This window comes from Parvularcula marina (assembly GCF_003399445.1).
Lineage (GTDB): Bacteria > Pseudomonadota > Alphaproteobacteria > Caulobacterales > Parvularculaceae > Parvularcula > Parvularcula marina.
The window spans coordinates 618,970-638,772 of record NZ_QUQO01000001.1 but is presented as its reverse complement, the minus strand read 5'-3'; the positions used below and the strand labels follow the sequence as shown (position 1 = coordinate 638,772).

The 19,803-nt window shown below is 60.1% G+C and carries 13 protein-coding genes; 3 read left to right on the top strand and 10 right to left on the bottom strand.

Annotation, left to right across the window (positions count from 1 at the left end; genetic code table 11):
* Positions 1-45: 45 nt before the first annotated feature.
* Positions 46-4,521 (bottom strand): glutamate synthase large subunit, encoded by a 4,476-nt coding sequence (gltB, locus tag DX908_RS02890; protein WP_116390949.1) that lies wholly within the window; start codon positions 4,519-4,521, stop codon positions 46-48.
* Positions 4,502-5,968, bottom strand: a complete 1,467-nt coding sequence (locus tag DX908_RS02885) for an NAD(P)-dependent oxidoreductase (RefSeq protein ID WP_438943311.1) — start codon at positions 5,966-5,968, stop codon at positions 4,502-4,504. Before DX908_RS02885 ends, gltB begins: the two co-directional genes overlap by 20 nt.
* Before the next feature lie 112 nt (positions 5,969-6,080).
* On the opposite strand from DX908_RS02885, the gene rfbC reads away from it, so the two are divergent.
* Complete coding sequence (rfbC, locus tag DX908_RS02880; protein WP_116390947.1) at positions 6,081-6,638, top strand: dTDP-4-dehydrorhamnose 3,5-epimerase; 558 nt, start codon at positions 6,081-6,083, stop codon at positions 6,636-6,638.
* A 3-nt stretch (positions 6,639-6,641) separates the two neighbouring features.
* On the opposite strand, the gene DX908_RS02875 is transcribed toward rfbC, so the two are convergent.
* On the bottom strand, positions 6,642-7,658 hold the full coding sequence (locus DX908_RS02875) for an aldose epimerase family protein (RefSeq protein ID WP_116390946.1): 1,017 nt from the start codon (positions 7,656-7,658) through the stop codon (positions 6,642-6,644).
* A gap of 99 nt (positions 7,659-7,757) precedes the next feature.
* Here DX908_RS02875 and DX908_RS02870 point away from each other — a divergent pair, with 99 nt between their 5' ends.
* A complete protein-coding gene (locus DX908_RS02870) occupies positions 7,758-8,369 on the top strand; it encodes a carbohydrate binding domain-containing protein (RefSeq protein WP_116390945.1) in 612 nt (203 codons plus the stop codon).
* 3 nt (positions 8,370-8,372) lie between these two features.
* Here the strand turns inward: DX908_RS02870 and DX908_RS02865 are convergent, their stop codons facing one another.
* The 4 genes from DX908_RS02865 to DX908_RS02850 form a co-directional block, all read right to left on the bottom strand.
* On the bottom strand, positions 8,373-9,419 hold the full coding sequence (locus DX908_RS02865) for a LacI family DNA-binding transcriptional regulator (RefSeq protein ID WP_158548445.1): 1,047 nt from the start codon (positions 9,417-9,419) through the stop codon (positions 8,373-8,375).
* Between the two features lie 113 nt (positions 9,420-9,532).
* On the bottom strand, positions 9,533-10,849 hold the full coding sequence (gene xylA, locus DX908_RS02860) for a xylose isomerase (RefSeq protein WP_116390943.1): 1,317 nt from the start codon (positions 10,847-10,849) through the stop codon (positions 9,533-9,535).
* The gene (xylB, locus tag DX908_RS02855; RefSeq protein ID WP_116390942.1) at positions 10,849-12,306 is read right to left on the bottom strand and encodes a xylulokinase; all 1,458 of its coding nucleotides are present in this window, start codon (positions 12,304-12,306) and stop codon (positions 10,849-10,851) included. Before xylB ends, xylA begins: the two co-directional genes overlap by 1 nt.
* Positions 12,307-12,367: 61 nt before the next feature.
* Positions 12,368-13,486, bottom strand: coding sequence for an endo-1,4-beta-xylanase (locus DX908_RS02850; RefSeq protein ID WP_116390941.1), 1,119 nt, complete (start codon positions 13,484-13,486; stop codon positions 12,368-12,370).
* Between the two features lie 171 nt (positions 13,487-13,657).
* Here DX908_RS02850 and DX908_RS02845 point away from each other — a divergent pair, with 171 nt between their 5' ends.
* A complete protein-coding gene (locus tag DX908_RS02845) occupies positions 13,658-15,355 on the top strand; it encodes a glycoside hydrolase family 43 protein (protein WP_116390940.1) in 1,698 nt (565 codons plus the stop codon).
* Here the strand turns inward: DX908_RS02845 and DX908_RS02840 are convergent.
* The 3 genes from DX908_RS02840 to DX908_RS02830 are packed head-to-tail and all read right to left on the bottom strand — an operon-like array spanning position 15,352 to position 19,801.
* Positions 15,352-16,872 (bottom strand): tryptophan halogenase family protein, encoded by a 1,521-nt coding sequence (locus DX908_RS02840; RefSeq protein WP_116390939.1) that lies wholly within the window; start codon positions 16,870-16,872, stop codon positions 15,352-15,354. The genes DX908_RS02845 and DX908_RS02840 overlap by 4 nt on opposite strands.
* Positions 16,869-18,404: a tryptophan halogenase family protein gene (locus DX908_RS02835; protein ID WP_116390938.1), complete on the bottom strand. Its 1,536-nt coding sequence runs from the start codon at positions 18,402-18,404 to the stop codon at positions 16,869-16,871. Before DX908_RS02835 ends, DX908_RS02840 begins: the two co-directional genes overlap by 4 nt.
* A complete protein-coding gene (locus DX908_RS02830; RefSeq protein WP_116390937.1) occupies positions 18,401-19,801 on the bottom strand; it encodes a tryptophan 7-halogenase in 1,401 nt (466 codons plus the stop codon). The genes DX908_RS02835 and DX908_RS02830 overlap by 4 nt, the downstream gene beginning before the upstream one ends.
* Between the last annotated feature and the right edge of the window lie 2 nt (positions 19,802-19,803).

Below are 19,803 nucleotides of genomic sequence, written 5' to 3'. Positions count from 1 at the left end.
CTTTGAATCAAAAAGGGGCGCCCATCACGGCGCCCCTTTTTTGTATCAGGAGGCTGCGCGGACCGGCTGGACCACAGGTTCGGCAAGCGCCGGCAGGACGAGGCGGAACGCGGCGCGCGCTTCATCCCAATTGTCGATGAGCTGGCGAGCCAGTTCAGAGCCGGTATTTGCAAAATGGCTGGTGAGCAGAGCGCGGCAATCCTCTTCGGTATCGCCGAGCGGCATGGCGCAGACATCATCTGTATTCAGATAATCGCCGAGCCGGGTTGCCGGGTCATAGACAAAGACGCGGCCGCCGGTCATCCCGGCGCCAAAATTGTCGCCGACACGTCCAAGGATCAGCACTTCACCGCCGGTCATATATTCACAGCCATTTGCACCGCAGCCTTCAACGACCGCGCGGGCACCCGAATTGCGCACGGCAAAGCGTTCGCCCGCATGGCCGGCGGCGTAAAGCTCGCCTGAGGTGGCGCCATAAAGGCAGGTATTGCCGATGATGACATCATCCGTCTTCGGTTCATTCCGGGCTGGCGTGATGATGACCTGCGCACCGCAAAGCCCTTTGCCAACATAGTCATTGGCATCGCCTTCGACTTCGATCCTGAGGCCGCGCATGCCAAAGGCGGCGAGCGACTGACCCGCCGAGCCGCGCAGGTTCACGGTGAGGTGACCATCGGGCAGGCCCTCGGGGCCGAATTGCCGGACGATATGCGAGCTGGTCCGTGTGCCGACCGCCCGGTCGATATTGCGCACAGGATAAGTGAGCTGCATTTTTTCTCTGTGGCTCCAGACAGGGTCGGCATCTGCCACGACCAGGGCGTCGAGCGTTTCGCCGACATCATTACGAAGCTCGCGCGTGCTGCGCGGCGGGGTCGGCCCTTCGCTCGCCCGGATCAGGATCGGGTTGAGGTCGAGATCGTCGAGATGTTCCGCGCCGCGGCTGACCTGATAAAGAAGGTCCGAACGGCCGATCACGTCATCAAGGCTCTTCACGCCAAGCTCGGCGAGGATTTCGCGGACTTCCTCGGCGATGAAAGTCATCAGGTTTACGACATGGTCCGCATTGCCCGTAAAGCGCTCGCGCAAGGAGGCATCCTGCGTGCAGACACCGACGGGGCAGGTATTCGAATGGCACTGGCGCACCATCAGGCAGCCCATGGCGACAAGGCTGAGCGTGCCGATGCCGTATTCCTCCGCCCCCAGCATGGCGGCGATGACGATATCGCGGCCCGTTCTGAGGCCGCCATCGGTACGTAAGGTGACCTGCTCACGCAGCTCATTGAGGGTGAGCACCTGATTGGCTTCGGCAAGACCCAGCTCCCATGGGGAGCCGGCAAATTTGATCGAGGTCTGCGGGCTGGCGCCCGTGCCGCCGACATGGCCGGAAATCAGGATGATGTCCGCCTTGGCCTTGGCGACGCCCGCGGCAATCGTGCCGACACCCGCCGAGGCGACGAGTTTCACGCAGACGCGCGCATTGGGGCTGATCTGCTTGAGATCAAAGATGAGCTGCGCGAGGTCTTCGATTGAATAGATGTCGTGATGCGGCGGCGGGGAGATGAGCGTGACGCCGGGGGTGGCGTGGCGCATCTTGGCGATGAATTCAGTCACCTTGAAGCCGGGCAATTGTCCGCCTTCGCCGGGTTTTGCGCCTTGTGCGACCTTGATCTCGATCTCACGGCAGTGATTGAGATATTCCGCTGTCACCCCGAAACGGCCCGAGGCGATCTGCTTGATCGCCGAATTCATATTGTCGCCATTGGGCAGGGGTTTGTAGCGGGCAGGATCCTCGCCGCCTTCACCGGAGACGGATTTGGCGCCGATCCGGTTCATCGCAACATTCAGTGTGCCATGCGCTTCCTGAGAGAGCGCGCCGAGCGACATGCCGGGGGTGACAAAGCGCTTGCGGATCGCATTGACGCTTTCGACCTTTTCGAGCGGGACCGCGCGTTGCGGCCGGAAGGCGAGGAGGTCGCGGATCTGGATCTGGGAGTTCTCGGCAATCGCAGAGGACCACCTTTTATAGGCGGCATAGTCGTTCTGGCGCACGGCCTGTTGCAGGTCGCTGATCGCCTTTGCCTGATAGGCGTGGGGCTCGCCGCCCGCGCGGACGCGGTAGAAGCTGCCCAGCGGCAGGCGGGCGAGGTCTTCCTGCCCGCCGACAGCCTTGTCGTGCAGATCACGGATCATTTTCTCAAGGCCGGGAAGACCGAGGCCTGAGATGCGGCTAGTCGCGCCGGGCAGATAGGCATCAATCAGCGAGCGGGAGAGACCGAGCGTCTCAAAATTGCAGCCGCCGCGATAGGCCGAGAGGACAGAGACCCCCATCTTGGAAAGGATCTTCAGCAGTCCATTCTCCAGCGCCTTTTTGTAATTACCGATGGCACTCGACAGATCGAGCCCGTCATATTTGCCGCGCTCAATGCGCTCGGCGATGGTCTCAAAGGCAAGATAGGGGCTGACGCAGGTCGCGCCGACGCCGATCAGCACCGCGCAATAATGGCTGTCGAGACATTCCGCGCTGCGGACCGTCAGGGAACAGAATGACCGCAGGCCTTTCTCGATCAGGGCCTTGTGACAGGCGCTGGTTGCAAGGATCATCGGGATCGGCGCGCGCGTGCCAGAGACATGCCGGTCGGTCAGGACGATATGGGCCGAGCCGCCAGCAACAGCGGTGCAGACTTCTTCCTGAATGCGGGTCAGGGCTTCCTGCAGGGCGCCGGGTTTATCGCGAACCTCAAAGGTGCAGTCGAGCACGGTGACGGTTTCGCCAAGACGTTCGCGCATCCGCTCATACATGCCGTTAGAGAGGATCGGTCCTTCAAGGACGTAAACATCCGTCTGCGTCTCGTTCTGGGCAAGGATGTTGCCGAGGTTCTTGAACCGCGTTTTGAGGCTCATCACCCGGCCTTCGCGCAACGGGTCGATCGGCGGGTTCGTGACCTGGCTGAAGCGCTGGCGGAAGAAATGCGACATCGGCCGGTAATTCGGCGACATGAAAGCAAGCGGCGTGTCATCGCCCATGGAGCCGATGGCTTCTTTGCCGGTCTCTGCCATAGGTTTGAGGATGAGGTCGATATCCTCTTCGGTATAGCCTGACATCAGCTGGCGCTGCGCCAGCTCAGGTGCCTCGAACAGGCGTTCTTCCTTGCCCGGACGGATAAGTGGGTCAAGCTCCGTGATATTGCCGAGCCATTCCGCATAAGGATGGGCAGCGACGAGCTGATCCATCACTTCGCCATGGGTGAAGAATTGCTTCTCTTTGAGGTCGACGGCGATCATGCCGCCAGCGGGCACGGCACCCCGGCGGATGACATGCTTGTCGCCAAGCGGGCACATGCCGCTTTCCGAGCCGACCGCGAGTAGGCCGTCCTCGGTGATCGCATAGCGCAGGGGTCTCAGGCCATTGCGGTCGAGCCCGGCCAGCGCCCAGCGCCCATCAAAGGCACAGATCGCAGCGGGGCCGTCCCACGGCTCCATCACGGCGTTGCAATATTCATAAAGAGCGCGGACATCCTTGCGCATCACGCTGGAGCGTTTCGACCATGCTTCCGGGATGAGGAGGGCCTTTGCCATCGGCGCATTGCGGCCCGAGCGGACGAGCAGCTCATAAACCGCATCAAGCGCGGCCGAATCCGACGCCCCCGGATTGATGACCGGTTTGATGTCGGCGCCATACTCGCCGAATGTCTCGGAAGCCATCTTGCGCTCATGGGAGCGCATCCAGTTGATATTGCCGCGGATCGTGTTGATCTCGCCATTATGGGCAAGCATCCGGAAGGGCTGGGCCAGCCGCCATTCGGGGAAGGTGTTGGTCGAATAGCGCTGGTGGAAGATGGCGACGCTGGAGACGAAACGTTCGTCTTTGAGGTCGAGGAAGAAGGCGTCGATATCCTGCGCCTTGAACATCCCCTTATATATGATGTCGCGCGAGGACAGAGAGCAGATATAAAGGTCGGCGAGATTGCCTTCCTTAGCGCGCTTTTCGATGCGCCTGCGGATGATATAAAGAAGCCGGTCGAGCTCTTCTTGCGGGCGCCCCGCCGGATCATGGAAGAGGATCTGCTCGATTTCGGGGCGGACATCATTTGCCTTTCGGCCGATGACGGAGGCGTCGGTCGGGGCCTGACGCCAACCGAACAGCTTAAAGCCGAAGCGAAGGATCTCGGTTTCGACAATCGCGCGGGCACGGTCCTGCGCGCTGAAATCCGTCCGGGGCAGGAACACCATTCCGACGCAGATTTCTGCATTGCCGACTTCATGGCCACTGCGGGCGGCCTTCTCGCGGAAGAAATCCTGCGCGAGCCCGACGCGCACACCGGCGCCGTCGCCGGTCTTGCCGTCAGATGCGACCGCGCCGCGATGCCAGACGGCTTTGAGCGCATCGACGGCGCGCGTAACGACTTCCCGGCGGGGCGTGCCGTCAATCGAGACGATCATGCCAACGCCACAGGCGTCATGTTCTTCGGCAGGGTCGTAAAGGCCGGTGCGGGCCAGTTCCTCAGGCGACAGCTTCTTCATGAGACCTCGTCTTTTGGGCGGGGGTAGCGCGGGCGGAAAGCTGGGCGTGGATTCCCTCGGCGGCCTTCAGGCCGTCATGGATGCCCCAGACCACAAGGCTGGCGCCGCGCATGATGTCACCGGCAGCATAGACCCCCGGCTCGTTGGTTTCATAAGTGGACGGATTGACCCGGATCGTGCCCCAGCGGCTGACCTTCAGCTCGGGCAGGCCGAACAGGGTGGGCAGATCCTCCGGCTCAAAGCCGAGCGCCTTGATGACAAGCCCGGCTTTGAGCGTGCCGGTCGCGCCGTCGATCGCTTCGATCCCCTGACGGCCATCCGGGCCCGGCGCGCCAAGACGCATCCGCTGGACCTTCAGGCCACTGACGTCATTGCCTTCGGAAAGGACGGCGAGGGGAGAGGAGAGCCATTCAAAGGTGATGCCTTCTTCTTCGGCATTGGCGACCTCACGGGCGGAGCCGGGCATGTTCATCCTGTCGCGGCGATAGACGCAAGAGACCGAGAGGGCATCCTGACGGATCGCGGTGCGGACGCAGTCCATCGCTGTATCGCCGCCGCCGATGACGACGACATGTTTGCCTGCAGCGTTGAGCTTGCCGCTGTCAAAGTCAGCGACCTTGTCGCCGAACCCGATCCGGTTCGACGCGGTGAGATAGTCGAGCGCCGGGACGACGCCGTCACTGCCTACCCCGGGAACCGAAAGGTCGCGCGCCTGATAGACGCCGGTCGCGATCAGGATCGCATCATGACGCGCACGGATGTCTGAGAATTTGACACTGCCGCCGACATCGCAACCGGTTTCGAATTTGACCCCGCCGCGCTCCAGCCGTTCGACGCGGCGCATGACAATGGGCTTCTCCAGCTTGAAGCCGGGGATGCCGTAAGTGAGGAGCCCGCCCGGCCGGTCGGCGCGGTCATAGACGGTGACCTTATAGCCCCGTTCACGGAGCTTTTCGGCAGCGGTCAGCCCGGCGGGGCCAGAGCCGATGATGCCGACGGATTCTTCGCGCTCGCGGGCGGGGCGCACTTCCCGGACCCAGCCCTCCTTGAAAGCGGTCTCGGTGATGTACTGTTCGACGGCTCCGATAGTGACCGTGCCGTGCCCTGACTGTTCAATGACGCAGGAGCCTTCGCAGAGACGGTCCTGCGGGCAGATGCGACCGCAGATCTCCGGCATGGTGGAGGTTGCCGCCGAAACCTCATAGGCATCCTTCAGGCGTCCCTCGGCAGCGAGCCGAAGCCAATCGGGGATGTTATTGTCGATGGGACAGCCTGACTGACAAAAGGGGACACCACATTGCGAACAGCGCGAGGCTTGCGAGCCGGCTTCGGCATCCTGGAAGGGATCGTAGATTTCGTCGAAATCCTGACGGCGCGTTTCAGCCGCCCGGCGGTGCGGGGGCTGGCGCGAAACGGTCACGAATTTCAACATATCAGTCATGGTCATATCTCAGGGGCTGATGAGCGCACCCGCGTAGCCGAGAGCCGCAATAGTGTTCAAGGGGTAAGTTTCCAGCAATTATCTGCTAATAAGCTGGCTAATAACAGGATTAATTATCATGGCGCTTGACGTCTCTCCTCTCGAAATCCCCGATGTGAAGTTCATTCGGCCTGCCCGGTTCGGGGATGACCGCGGCTGGTTCTCGGTCACTTATAATGTACAGGACTTCGCCGAGGCGGGGATTGATGCAGTCTTTATGCAGGATAACCAGTCCCGGTCGGAGGGCGTCCACACGCTGCGGGGTCTCCATTTCCAACGCCCGCCTTTCGCTCAAGCCAAGCTCGTTCGTGTCGTTGCGGGCCGCGTCATTGATGTCGCTGTCGATGCCCGCAAGGGCTCGCCGACCTGCGGCAAATGGGTGAAGGCCGAACTGACCGCCAAAGGCGGGGAGCAAATGTATGTGCCTCGCGGGTTCCTGCATGGCTTCCTTACGCTCGAGCCGGGGACCGAAGTCGCCTACAAGGTGGATGCGCCCTATGATCAGGGCAGCGACGGGTCGGTTCGTTGGGACGATCCTGATCTCGGGATCGACTGGGGGATGGCGGATCTGGCGCCCGTTCTTTCGGACAAGGACAAGACGGCAACCCTCTGGCGGGATTTCGACAATCCGTTCTGACGCCTAGCGATAAGTATAGAGGATCTGCCGTTGATAGGTCTCGCCGGGCCTGAGGATGGCTGGCGGCAGCGATGGCGCGTTGGGCGCGTCGGGGAAGGCCTGCGGCTCAAGGCAAAGACCCTCAAAGGGCTTGTAGGGGAGCCCGCCTGGCCGGTTCCGCCCGCCTTTGAGATTGGCGCCTGCATAAACCTGCACCGACGGCATATCGGCACTGACGGTGAGGCTCCGCGCCACCTCCGGATGGGAGAGGGTGAAGACAGCATCCTTCTCGACCGCATAGGTGTGGTCGATCCCGACGGGCAGGGCTGACAGCTTATCGCCGATCCGGATCGGCGCCCGGAAATCGAGCTCGGGATGGCCTTCGAGGTCGTGGATGTCGTGCGGACGGGCGGCATCCTGAAAGCCGTTCATGATCCCGGTCGCAGGGACGTGCAGCACATGGTCGTGGATGTCGCCTGCGCCCCTGAGGTTGAAATAAGGGTGATGGGTCAGGCTGATCGGCGTCGGCTTTGTCGTGCTCGCCACATAGGTGACGGTCAGGCCATCGCCGGAGAGGACGAATTGCGCCTCGACCTCAAGCTGGCCACCAAAGCCCTGATCGCCATCGGGGCTGATCAGTCGCAAGGTCAGGCTGTCGTCCGAGACCGCCACCATCTCCCAGAGCCGGGCGAAGAACCCTTTGGGGCCTCCATGCAGCGTATGGGGGGCATCATTGGCAGGCAGATTGTAGGCCACGCCATCGATCTCGTAACGGGCGCCATAGATGCGGTTGGCATATCGCCCGCAGCAAGCGCCGAGAAAGGCAGGATCTGCCTCATAGGCCGCGACATTGTCATAGCCGAGGATAATCGAGTGGCCGGGCGCATCTTTCGCTGACAGTGAAACCATGCGGGCGCCGTAATCGGTGATCGAGAGCGAGAGGGCGTCGGAGGTAAGCGTGTAGAGCCTTGCGGGCCGGCCATCCTTTAGCCTGCCAAAGGCTTCACCTTCTCTCTTTTCCTGGATGCTGGGTTCGTGCATCTTCTCGTTCTGCTTTTACCGACTGACACACGGCGTCTGCCATCCATCATAGAACAAGACAGATACAGAAAAGTTAGCGGTAACAGAAGGGAGGATTGGATGAAAAATCTCATCATTATGGGCGCAATCGCCGTTTTATGCGGAAATTTCGCCTCAGCTCAGGAAATGACCGAGGAGGAGTATCTCGCAGCTCTCGAAGAGGCGCTCCCCGGTAAGCTGATGAACAACCCGCTCGATCCGCAATGGCAGGTCTATGGCGAAGACGCGCAAAAACGCGTCGTCGATGCCGAAATCCCCGGCCAGAAGGCGTTTCGGGTCAAAGTGAAGAAGGCCAAATCGAACCCCTATGACATTGCCGTTCAGGGGAATGTAAGGGACGCGATCGAAGAAGGTGACGTTGTGCTGGTGGCGTTCTGGGCACGGGCTCAGTCACCAAGCAAGACAACCGGCAGCGGCCATATGCAGTTCCGACTGCAAAAACGCGAGGCACCTTATACCGGCATTGTCGAAGGCAATGTGCTGCTGCGCGAGGAGTGGCAGATCCATTATCTCAGCGGGGTTGCGTCGGAGACCTATCCCGCAGGCGGCGTCAGCGCGTCCTTTAATGTCGGCCATCACGCCCAAACGGTCGAGCTTGGCCAGTTCTACGTGATGGATATGGGACCCGATGTGGATCCCGCCGATCTGCCGAGCGGCAGCGTCGACCCCTGATCGCTACTTCTTTTTCGGGGCGACAACCGAATCGCGGATGGTCAGCGTGACATCGAGCACGCTGCCATTCGCATCACCTGCGGCCTCGCGATTGCTGAACAGCGTGACGGCCTGGCTCGCCATTTCCGAAATCGGCTGACGCACGGTTGTCAGACCCGGCCATATCGTCCTGGCGATGGCGGTATCGTCAAAGCCGGCAACGGAAATATCGGACGGCACCTGAAGTCCGAGTTGCTGGACTGCGGAAATGACGCCAGCGGCCATGTCATCGTTACTGGCGAAGATGGCGGTCGGCGGATCTTTCAGCCCCAGCAATTGCTGGGCGCCTTCCATGCCTGATCGGTAGGTAAAGGCGCCTTCGACGATATAATCCGGGTTCGGTTTAATGCCGTTTGCCTTAAGGGTCTCAATGAAGCCGCGCTGGCGTTCCCCACTCGAAACATGGGTCATGTCACCGGTGATGAAACCAATCTTCCGGTGGCCTTTTTCCAAGAGGTAGCTGGTCATCAGACCAGCTGCGCCTGCTTCGTTGATGGCCACGAACTGTGTGTCCGAATCACTCGAGCTGCCAGAAATGTTGACGCAGTGAACGCCGCTTTCTTTCAGGGCGCGGGCGATTTTGGGCACTTCGCCGCAGGGCGGTACGACGATCAGTCCGTCCACACCGCTTTCGCGGAAGCGATTGGCAAGGGCGCTGACGGAAAGTGATTCGTAATCGACGAGGTAATCCTCGACCAGCAAATGATGCCCCTGTTCACCGCAGGCATTGATTGCGCCGAACAGGACTTCGCCCAGATAGTTGGTACTCGGGTTGTTGTAGATGAGCCCGATCAGCAGCGATTTGCCGCCGGCAAGTCCGCGCGCCATGAGGTTGGGGCGGTAATTGAGCGCCTTGATTGCCTCCTGCACGCGCCGCGTCGTTTCCTTTTTCACAAGGCTCGGCTGGTTCAGGACACGCGACACCGTCATCTGGGAAACCCCAGCTTTTTCAGCGACTTCGCGGATTGTTACCGCACCCCGCCTTTGGGGAACGTCGATTTGCTCGCTCATGCGCCGCGTTTCTCTCCTCATCGCCCAATTGGACCGGGCTGCTGTTATAGTAGCCCGATCGTCCTTATCGGCAAGGGAGAGTGCCGCGCCAGAGCAATCAGGCGCGTTGAGGTCTAGAGATAGGCGTTTACCAAATTCTCAAGATATTCCTGACGGCCGGACTTCGGTTGCGGGTCAATGCCGCCGCCTGAAACCTTGTCGGCGATGTCCTCAAGCGAAGCCTCGGTCATCATCCAGCGGCCAAGCTGACCATCCCAGCCCGCGTAACGGTCATCGATGAAGTTCGTCCAAGTGCCGTCCTCGACCATGGCAGCCGCAGAAATCAGACCGCGGGCGAGGGCGTCGAGACCACCGATATGGCCATGGAAAAGATCCTCGGCATCGATGCTCTGGCGGCGGACCTTGGCGTCGAAGTTGAAGCCGCCGGTCGTGAAGCCGCCATTCTTGACGAAGTGAATCATCGAGCGGGTGATATCGAGCGGATCGTTCCAGAACTGGTCGGTGTCCCATCCATTTTGCGCGTCACCCCGGTTGGCATCGATCGAGCCGAAAATGCCGAGCGCATAAGCAGTCGCCATTTCGTGATCCATCGGCAGGCCAGCGAGGGTTGCGTGGTTGGTCTCGATATTCATCTTCACATCGTCGAGCAGGTCATATTTCGACAGGAAGCCGTAGATCGTCGAGACATCGCGGTCATATTGGTGCTTGGTCGGCTCATGCGGTTTCGGCTCGATGAGGAGCGGGCCTTTAAAGCCGATCTTGTGCTTGTGCTCGACGGCAAGCGTCAGCATACGGCCGAGCTGGTCAAGCTCACGATTGAGATTGGTATTGAGAAGGGTCTCATAGCCTTCGCGGCCGCCCCAGAGCACATAGTTCGAGCCGCCGAGGCGATGCGTGGCGTCCAGCGCCTGACGGATCTGCATGGCGGTGCAGGCAAAAACTTCCGGATCCGGATTGGTCGACGCGCCGCTCATATAGCGCGGATGGCTGAAGACATTCGCCGTGCCCCATAGAAGTTTGAGGCCAGTCTCACTCATCTTGGCTTCGATGGGATCGAGGATACGGGCGAAATTCTCCGTATGCTCCTTCATGTTGGTGGCAGGCGCCATGACATCGACGTCATGGAAGGTGAAGAAGGGCACGCCCAGCTTGGTGAAGAACTCGAACGCGACGTCGAGTTTCGCCTCGGCCATTTCCTGGCCTTCAAGCTCATGCCATGGACGGCCAAACGTGCCAGCGCCGAAAACGTCGAACCCGTCCCAGCAGAATGTGTGCCAGTAGCAGACAGCCGGGCGGAGATGATCCTCCATCCGCTTGCCCATGATGACGCGGTCCTTGTCATAGTAACGGTAGGCGAGCGGATTGTCCGTGTCCTTACCTTCAAATGCGATCGGCTCTATATGAGCAAAATATTCGCGGACAGCGGTCATCAGTCAGTCTCCTTGGGGAACAATTCTTTGAGATTTTTGTAAATAGCGGCGAACCGTTCCTGCTTCTCGGCCATGAGAGCTACATCGGATGCTTGCGGTTCGACAATATCGAGGACGGGCGGCGGTGCGGCGATCTGTGAAGGATCACCGCCGGTCACGGCGATCTGCGCCAGCTTGGCCGCGCCATAGGCGGGCCCGACTTCTGAATCGCGGCGATAGACGAGGGGGCGGTTGAGCGCAGCGGCGAGGATGCGGCCCCAGTAGTTGGAGCGCGAGCCGCCGCCGATCACCGTGATCTCGCGTACGTGGTCCGCTTCACCCAGAACACTGAGGCCCTCGGCGAACGCCATGGCGACCCCTTCGAGGACGGCCTGTCCGATCTCGGCGGCGCCTGAATCATGGTCGAGGCCGAAAAGGACACCGCGCGCATAAGGATCATTATGCGGGGTCCGCTCGCCGGAAAGATAAGGCAGGAAAACCGACGGATGATCGAGCCGGCCGGCCTTCTCAGCTGCGGCAATCAGCTCGCCAGCGCCATTTGTGCCGGTCAGGCGAGCGGCCCAATCAACGCAGCTTGCCGCTGACAGCATCACCGTCATCTCGTGCCATTTTTCGGGCAGGGCGTGACAGAAGGCGTGAACGCCTTTCTCCGGGTTCGGTACAAATTCCTTGCCCGCGACGAAAAGGACGCCGGATGTGCCAAGCGACAGGAAGGCATCTCCGGGGGAGATGACGCCAACGCCAACGGCGCCTGCAGCATTGTCGCCGCCGCCGCCCGCAACGGGCACGGAAGGCATCCCCCAGCTGCTCGCGATCTCGGGCTTCAGCATGCCGGTGACTTCGGAGCCTTCGAAGAGCTCCGGCATCGCGTCTTCATCGAGACCCGTCGCGGTCAGCATTTCATTCGACCATTTGCGGTTCGCGACATCGAGCCAGAGCGTGCCTGCGGCATCTGACATCTCGCCCGCATAAGTGCCGGTCAGAAGAAGCCTGATATAATCCTTGGGCAGAAGAACCTTGCGGATCTTTGTGGCGATCTCCGGCTCATGCTCACGCACCCAGAGGATCTTGGGCGCAGTAAAGCCGGGCATCGCAAGGTTGCCAGTAATCTCACGCGAGCGCGGCTCGATTTCTTCCAGTTCGGCGCATTGCGCGAAACTGCGGCCATCATTCCACAGAATGGCGGGGCGAAGCGGGCGGTCATCATCGCCGATCAGCGTCGCGCCATGCATCTGGCCCGAAAGCCCGATGCCTTCGACCTTGGCCCGGCGGTCGGGCGAGATGTCGAGGACAGCCTTGTTGGTTGCCTTCCACCAGTCGTCCGGGTTCTGCTCCGACCAGAGATCTTTTGGCCGGGAGACCATCAGCGGCGCGGTCGCCTGATCAATGACGTCACCATCTTCATTGGTGATGACGGCCTTGACGCTCGACGTGCCGATATCAATTCCTAGAAACACGTTCCCTGTTTCCTCCAAACGGACTGTGACGATTATGTTCCCGCCTTCAGCCCCGTACTGATTAACCCAATGTGCGGCCCGGAGCCGCCTTCAATGCCTCACCGATGGCATCGCGCATCGGTTTGGGCTGGTAATTCGAGTCGAAAGGCGTCGGGCGCTTTTCGACATCATCCGTGCGCGGCTTGAAATTCTGTAGCCAGCTATATTTGTCGACCAGCCCCCAGACGAGCAGCTCCTTGGTCTCCGGATAGGAGAACATGATATCGAGATAGTCCTTGGTGAAACTGGCCATCTCGCGATCGCGGGTTTCGATATCCGGGCCCATCTCGGTGTCGTTCACATCGAACTCGGTCATGTAGATGTCGAGGCCCATGCCGGTGACTTCGTCACAGAAATCTCGCCACGCCTTTTGCTTGGCAGGCGTGAATTCGGTCGGCATGTCGTCATTGGAATGGCTCTGGATGCCGAGTGCATCAATCGGCGCACCGCGTGAGAGCAGGTCTTCGAGGAGCTTGAGCACCCCTGTCCGGTGCAGCTCATGCCCGTCTTCCCAGCTCATATAGTCGTTATAGGCGAGCTTCGCGTCGGGTGCGTGCTCGCGCGCCTGATGGAAACAGAAATCGATCACTTCCGGCCCCATGGCGCGGGAGAAGGAGGTCTCACGAAGACCACCCGTCGCGGGATCAATGGTCTCGTTGACCACATCCCACGAGTAGAGGAACGGATCGTAACGGCCCGCGACCTTGCCAATATAGCCGCCAAGGACGGCTTCGGCGTCCGCGGCCGAGGCGAATTGCGTCTCATTGACCCATTGGGGCAGCCAGTTCGGGTGATGCCATACCAGCGTGTGGCCACGCATCATCAAATCATTGGTCTTGGCGAAAGCCACCAGCGCATCGGCGGGCGCGAAGTTATAGGCGTCTTTCTCCCGCTCGATGACATACATCTTGTGCTCATTTTCGGCGACGAGCGCACCACATTCGCGGCGGACAAGATCGAGATATTTCGGATCATCAAGCTGATACGCGGCAATCGCGGTGCCGAATCGCAGGCCTTTGGCTTTGGCTAGTGCTGAAAGGGATGGACCCTTTTCAGCCAGCACTGTGCTGCTGGCGGCGGTGCCTGCTGCCAAAGCAGCAGCGCCCATTCCCAAGGCTTCGCGCCGCGAGATGTCTGTCATGATGATCCTCCCAATTCCCTGTCCCGAGGGGTACTTGTTGGTTTTCTGGGATCTGCCCTGCGCAAGGGCTGGCAGTTATGTTATCGCTATCACAAGCGCGGTGACAGGGTCCAGCCTCACGACCGCTATGACAAAAAAACAACGCGATAAAAGTCCGTTAGGAGGAAAAACATGATCCGACGCCTCATTCTGCCCGCCCTTGCCGGTCTGTTATGCGCTTGCGGCGGAGGGGATGAGCCAACGGCGGGTCCAGCGGACGCTGAGGCCCGTTTTGACTGGTTTTCCTATGAAGGGCGCGATGAGGTCTTCGCGCAGGCGCTGGGCGAGGGGGACTATCAGAACCCGATCCTGGCCGGGTTTTACCCTGACCCCAGCATCACCCAGGTCGGGGGTGACTATTATCTCGTCAATTCGACCTTTGCCTATTTCCCCGGCATTCCGGTCTTCCACAGCACGGATCTCGTCAACTGGATGCAGATCGGTAATGTCATCGACCGGCCCGGTATGCTCGATTTCAAGGACCTCGGCCTGTCGCGCGGCGTTTTCGCGCCGACCATCGAGCATCATGACGGGCTCTTTTATGTCGCCAATACCTGCGTGGATTGCGGCGGCAATTTCATCGTGACAGCGGAGGATCCCTCGGGCCCTTGGTCAGACCCCGTCTGGCTGCCGGAAGTGGGCGGGATCGATCCGTCGCTGTTCTTTGACGAGGACGGCAAGGTCTACCTCATGAACAATGACGCGCCGGTGGGAGAGCCCCGTTATGACGGGCACCGCGCGATCTGGATCAGAGAAATTGATCCTGACACGTTCCAGTCAATCTCCGAGCCCATCGTCATCATCGATGGCGGGGTGCGGCCGGAGGAGAACCCGATCTGGATCGAAGGCCCGCATATCTATCATGTGGGCGAGTATTATTATCTTTCCTCCGCTGAGGGCGGCACAGCGATCAATCACAGCCAGGTGCTGGCGCGAGCGGATAATGTGCTTGGGCCCTATACGCCCTTTGAGGGAAATCCGGTCCTGACCCAGCGGCACCTTGATCCGGACAGGGAGCATCCGATCACTTCTGTCGGCCATGCCGATTTCGTGACCGATGCGGAGGGGAATTGGTGGGTCAGCTTCCTTGGCGTCCGGCCCTATGAAGGAGATTTCTATAATACCGGCCGCGAGACTTTCCTGATGCCGGTCGAGTGGAAAGATGGCTGGCCGATCATCACCGAAGGCGATGAGCTGGTGCCCTATCAGGCGGCGAGGCCCGCTTTGCCAGCAGCGGAGACGCCAGGCATCCCGATGACTGGGAATTTCTCCCTTAGGGAAGAATTCGATACACCGCTCGATCCTTACTGGCTGTTTGTCCGTGTGCCGCAGGAAGAGTGGTGGCAGGTTGAGGAAGGGGCATTGGTCCTCACCTCGCGTGCAGAACGTTTAGGCGACAGGAAGCAGCCTTCGGTCGTTGCGCGCCGCCAGCAGCATCTGACGGCAACGGCCATGACGCTGGTTGAGTTCACCCCGACACCTGACAGCGAGGCCGGGCTTCTCGCCATGCAGAGCGATGAATATTATTTCGCGCTTGGTCTGGGAGCAGATGAAGAGGGCGCGCACGTCATCCGCCTGCGCCGCCGGGCCGGAGGGGACCAGTCGCCACGCGGGGACGTGGTGGCGGAAGTGCCGGTCGAGTTCTCTTCAGGGGAGGCAGTCCGCTTTCGCATCGAGGCGGATCGGGACATCTACCGCTTTGCCTATGCCGTGGCCGATGGCGAGTTCACCGCCATCGGCGGCGATCAGGACGGCAAGCTCCTCAGTACCCGTACCGCAGGCGGATTTGTCGGCGCGACCTTCGGCATGTATGCGGAAAAAGCCGATTAGGCTTTTTCCAGATCTCCGGACGAGCAGTTCTCCAGAATGAACTTCTCATGGGACGGCATGTAATTGGCAGAGGTCGCAATCGTCTCGCGAATATGAGTGAGGCGATGCGCGGTCTCGGCATCCGAGAGGACATCTGCGACGGGGTCATATTTCTCGGCCTTGATGTTCTGGCCGTTCATCACCGCGAACCAGCTTGTGTCGTTGAACAGCTCCTCATTCTCCCGGAAGATCCGCCCATAGCTTTTGTAGAGGTTGATCTTGTCTTCAAGATAATCCGGGATCGACATGGTACGGACATAATCCCAGAAGGGTGTGTCGTCGCGGGTCGTCGCATTATAATGCAGGATAATGAAATCCCGGATGCGTTCGAATTCGAAAGTCGTCACGCGATTATAACGGTCGATATCGGCCTGGTTAAATTCCTTGTCCGGGAACATCTGGAGAAGCTTCGCGATCCCGCTCTGGATGAGATGAAGCGAGGTCGATTCAAGCGGTTCCAGAAACCCCGCTGAAAGGCCGATGGCGACGCAGTTCTTGTCCCAGAATTTTTTGCGGTGCCCGGTCGTGAATCGCAAGAAACGCGGATCGCCGAGCGGCTTTCCTTCGAGATTGCCCATCAGCGTGTCGACGGCCTCATCATCCGAGGCGTAGGCGGAGGAATAGACATAGCCGTTCCCCATCCGGTGCTGAAGCGGGATACGCCATTGCCAGCCTGAATCCCTCGCCGTTGAGCGGGTATAGGGAAGAAGTGGGCGGGATGTCTCGCACGGGACGGCAATCGCCCGGTCCGCCGGAAGCCAGTGGGTCCAGTCATTGTAGCCCGCTTTGAGCGCGCCTTCGATGATCAGTCCACGGAAGCCTGAGCAGTCAATGAACAGGTCCGCCTCGATCTCGCGGCCATCCTCCAACGTGACAGATTTTACAAAGCCGTCATCGCTGTTGAGGGTCACATCGGCGATCTTCCCCTCGATGCGGGTCACGCCGCGGCCTTCTGAGGCCTTGCGTAAGTAACGCGCATAAAGCCCGGCATCGAAATGGAAGGCATAGGCGATCTTGGACAGCGGCGAATTGCCGGCATTGACTGGACGCATGAAGCGGTTGTCCCGGCAGGCAACGGCCTGCAGCGAATAATCAGACAGCGCTTGCGGTGACTGATCCTTGTGCTGCTTCATATAGAATGCGTGAAAGGACAGCCCCTCCATATCGAGCCCATACGGACCAAAAGGGTGAAGATAGCGGTCGCCCTTCTTGCCCCAGTCGACAAACTCGATGCCGAGCTTGAAAGTGCCCTTCGTTTCGCGGACAAATTCATTCTCTTCGATGCCGAGCGTGCGGTTGAAAGTGCCGATCTGGGGGATCGTTGCTTCGCCGACACCGACCGTACCGATCTCCTCGGACTCGACCAGCGTGATGTCGCAATAATCATTCTTGAGAATTTTCGAGAGCGTCGCGGCCGTCATCCAGCCGGCAGAGCCGCCACCGACGATCAGGACTTTCTTGATACGGGATACACTCATGACGAATAGACTCCTGAAGCGGGGGCCGCGCAAAAGCGCGTGATGTAGTCCTGATGGCTTGGCATTTTTTCAATCGTTGTGCGGATGGCGTGATGGATCTGCCCGGCGATCTGGGTGATCTGCTCATCGGACAAAGTGTCGACCATGGGATCATAGGCGCGTGGCCAGACATTCTGCCCCAGGAAGACCGACAGCCAGTTAGCCTCGCCGAAAAGCTCATCTTCGAAGCGGAAGATGCGTCCCTTGGATTTGAAGAGGTCCATTTTGCGGGTCAGGCTCTCCGGGATGCTCATGGTCCGGACATAATTCCAGAACTCGGAATCATCGCGCTCGGTGGCGTGATAGTGGAGGATGATGAAATCGCGGATCTGCTCGAACTGCATCGCGGTCAGGCGGTTATATTCCTCGGCCTCGATCGGTGCGAAGTCCTTGTCCGGGAAGAGGGCGATGAGTTTTGAAATCCCCGCCTGAATGAGATGGATGGAGGTTGATTCAAGCGGCTCGAGGAATCCGGCGGAAAGGCCGATGGCGACACAGTTCTTGTACCAGAACTTCCGTCTGCGGCCGGTCGTGAACCGCAGATGGCGCGGATCGGCGAGCGGCTTGCCTTCAAGGTTTTGCATCAGCCGCGTGGTCGCCGTTTCTTCATCGGTGAACCCGCTCGACCAGACATGGCCATTGCCCATGCGGTGCTGGAGCGGGATGCGCCACTGCCAACCGGCTTCATGTGCAGTTGACCGGGTGAAAGGATCGGGCGGCCCGGCATTCTCGCAAGGGACTGCGACCGCGCGGTCGCAGGGCAGCCAGTGCGTCCAGTCCTCATACCCCGTTTCAAGCGCGCCTTCGATGAGGAGACCCCTGAACCCCGTGCAGTCGATGAAGAGGTCACCTTCGACTGTCCTGCCGCCCTCAAGATCGAGAGAGGCAATGAAACCGTCTTCGCCGCGAAGGTTGACCTTCGTCACTTTCCCTTCGGTGCGGATGACGCCCCGGTCTTCGGCGAACTGGCGCAGATAGCGCGCATAGAGAGTCGCATCGAAATGGAAGGCATAGGCAAGCGCCGAGAGCACCTGCCGCGGATCGCGGGCGGGGGCGAGATATTTGCCGTGCCGGGCTGCCATGGCGGAGACGCAGAATTCATCAATATAGGGAACATTCTGCGATATCTGGCGGAGCTTCAGCCAGAGCTGGTAGAATTTGATGGCCTCTACATCCTGACCGTAATCCCCGAACGGGTGGATATAGGTGTGGCCTTTCTTTGCCCAGTTCGTGAATTCGATCCCGAGCTTGAAGGTGGCCTGCGTCTTCGAGATGAAGTCATTCTCGTCAATGCCAAGCAGGCCGTTAAAAGTATTGATCGGCGGGATGGTAGCTTCGCCGACGCCGACCGTGCCGATCTCTTCTGATTCAACGAGCTCGATGTTTGTCTTCCCGGCACGGAGGAATTTCGAGAGTGCAGCCGCCGTCATCCAGCCGGCGGTGCCGCCGCCAACGATGACGATCTTATCAAGAGAGGAGGGGGCGGTGGTCATGAGCTGCCTCCCTCTGTTTTGCGGGCAATGCCCGATTTCTCGAGCCACTCCCGCTGGTCCGGCATGGCGTCGCGTGCAGCGCGGACGGATTTGAGCGTGGCGGAGAGGAAGTCTTTCACCTGTCCGTCCTCTGCCCGGTTGGCGAGTGCGTCATGGCGATCAGGCATCAGGCCCGCGCCAAGGTAGAGCGCAAGGTGAGTGTCCTCATCGAAGCTCTCATGATCATAGGTGACAATCCGTCCCCGGCTATTAAACTGGGTCAGCTTGCGCCTCAGCGTCTCGGGGAGATCATCTTCCGACGGGCCACCGGGCGAGAGGACGTGCTGAATCAACTGAAACTCTGAAAAGCGCTCACAGGTCTCGTGCATGCGGCGGTTATATTCTTCCCGCGCGAAAGGCGCGTCATTACCGAAGGGGAGAAGCTCCGTGAAGGTATCGAGCGCTGTTGCGGCGAGCGTCATCATCGGCGCGCCGAGCGGTTCGAGCTCTGCTGCCGTCCGTCCGATGGAGAGCACATTCTCTGCCCAGGGATGAAGCCGCCAGCTATTCGGGACATTGCCGTCGCCCGCCCGATACCGCCCGGTCGCGGTCGTCTCATAAAGCGGGACCGAGATGTCATAGCCGCCCTGTTGGCCGCTCGTGACCGTCAGGCTGAGATTGGCCCGCGCTGCGCTTTCCTGCCAGTCAAGCTGGCCCGGCCCCTGAAGGGCGGTTTGCATCTCGCCCGCACCCGCAAGGCAAGCAGCAGAACCCGTCGCATCGATGAAGAAGCCTCCCGAAAGGGTTTCGCCATTTTCCAGCATCAAACCGCTGACCTTGCCGTCATCATCGCGCACCGAGCTGGCAAAGGAAGAGGGGGCAAGGACCGCTCCGTAATGCAGGGCGCATTTTTGCAGATAGTCCTGATAAAGAGGACCGGAAAGATGAAGCCCGAATTCAAAACGTCCGCGAATGTCGGCGGCTTCCGGGATCGGCGGCGCGAACTTGCCTTTCGCTGCTGCGGCGGCGGCCAGATTGTAAGATGAGAAAGCGCGCGCGCCGTCCCATTCCTTTGCGCGGTGCCAGTAATGGTGGAAACCGGCGCCATCGCGCGGCTCTCCGGCTGATGCAAAGCCGATCAGGAAGCCCGTTTCGTCATTTTCGTCCTTATACTGCGTGGCGAGCCGGAAACTGCCGCCGCAAAAACGGACGACATCCCGCTCATCGAGTTTCAGCTCGCGATGGAGGTGGCCATGCGCAGGGGTGGTACAAAGTGCCAAAGGCGGAGGGGCATCATCCGGCGACGGCACAACCGTCACACCGATGCCGAGCGGGCGCAGGCGATTGACGAGGAGGGCGGCAGCGAACCAACCTTCGAGCGTTGCACCGGTGATGATGAGGTGAGGGGTGCTGGACATGA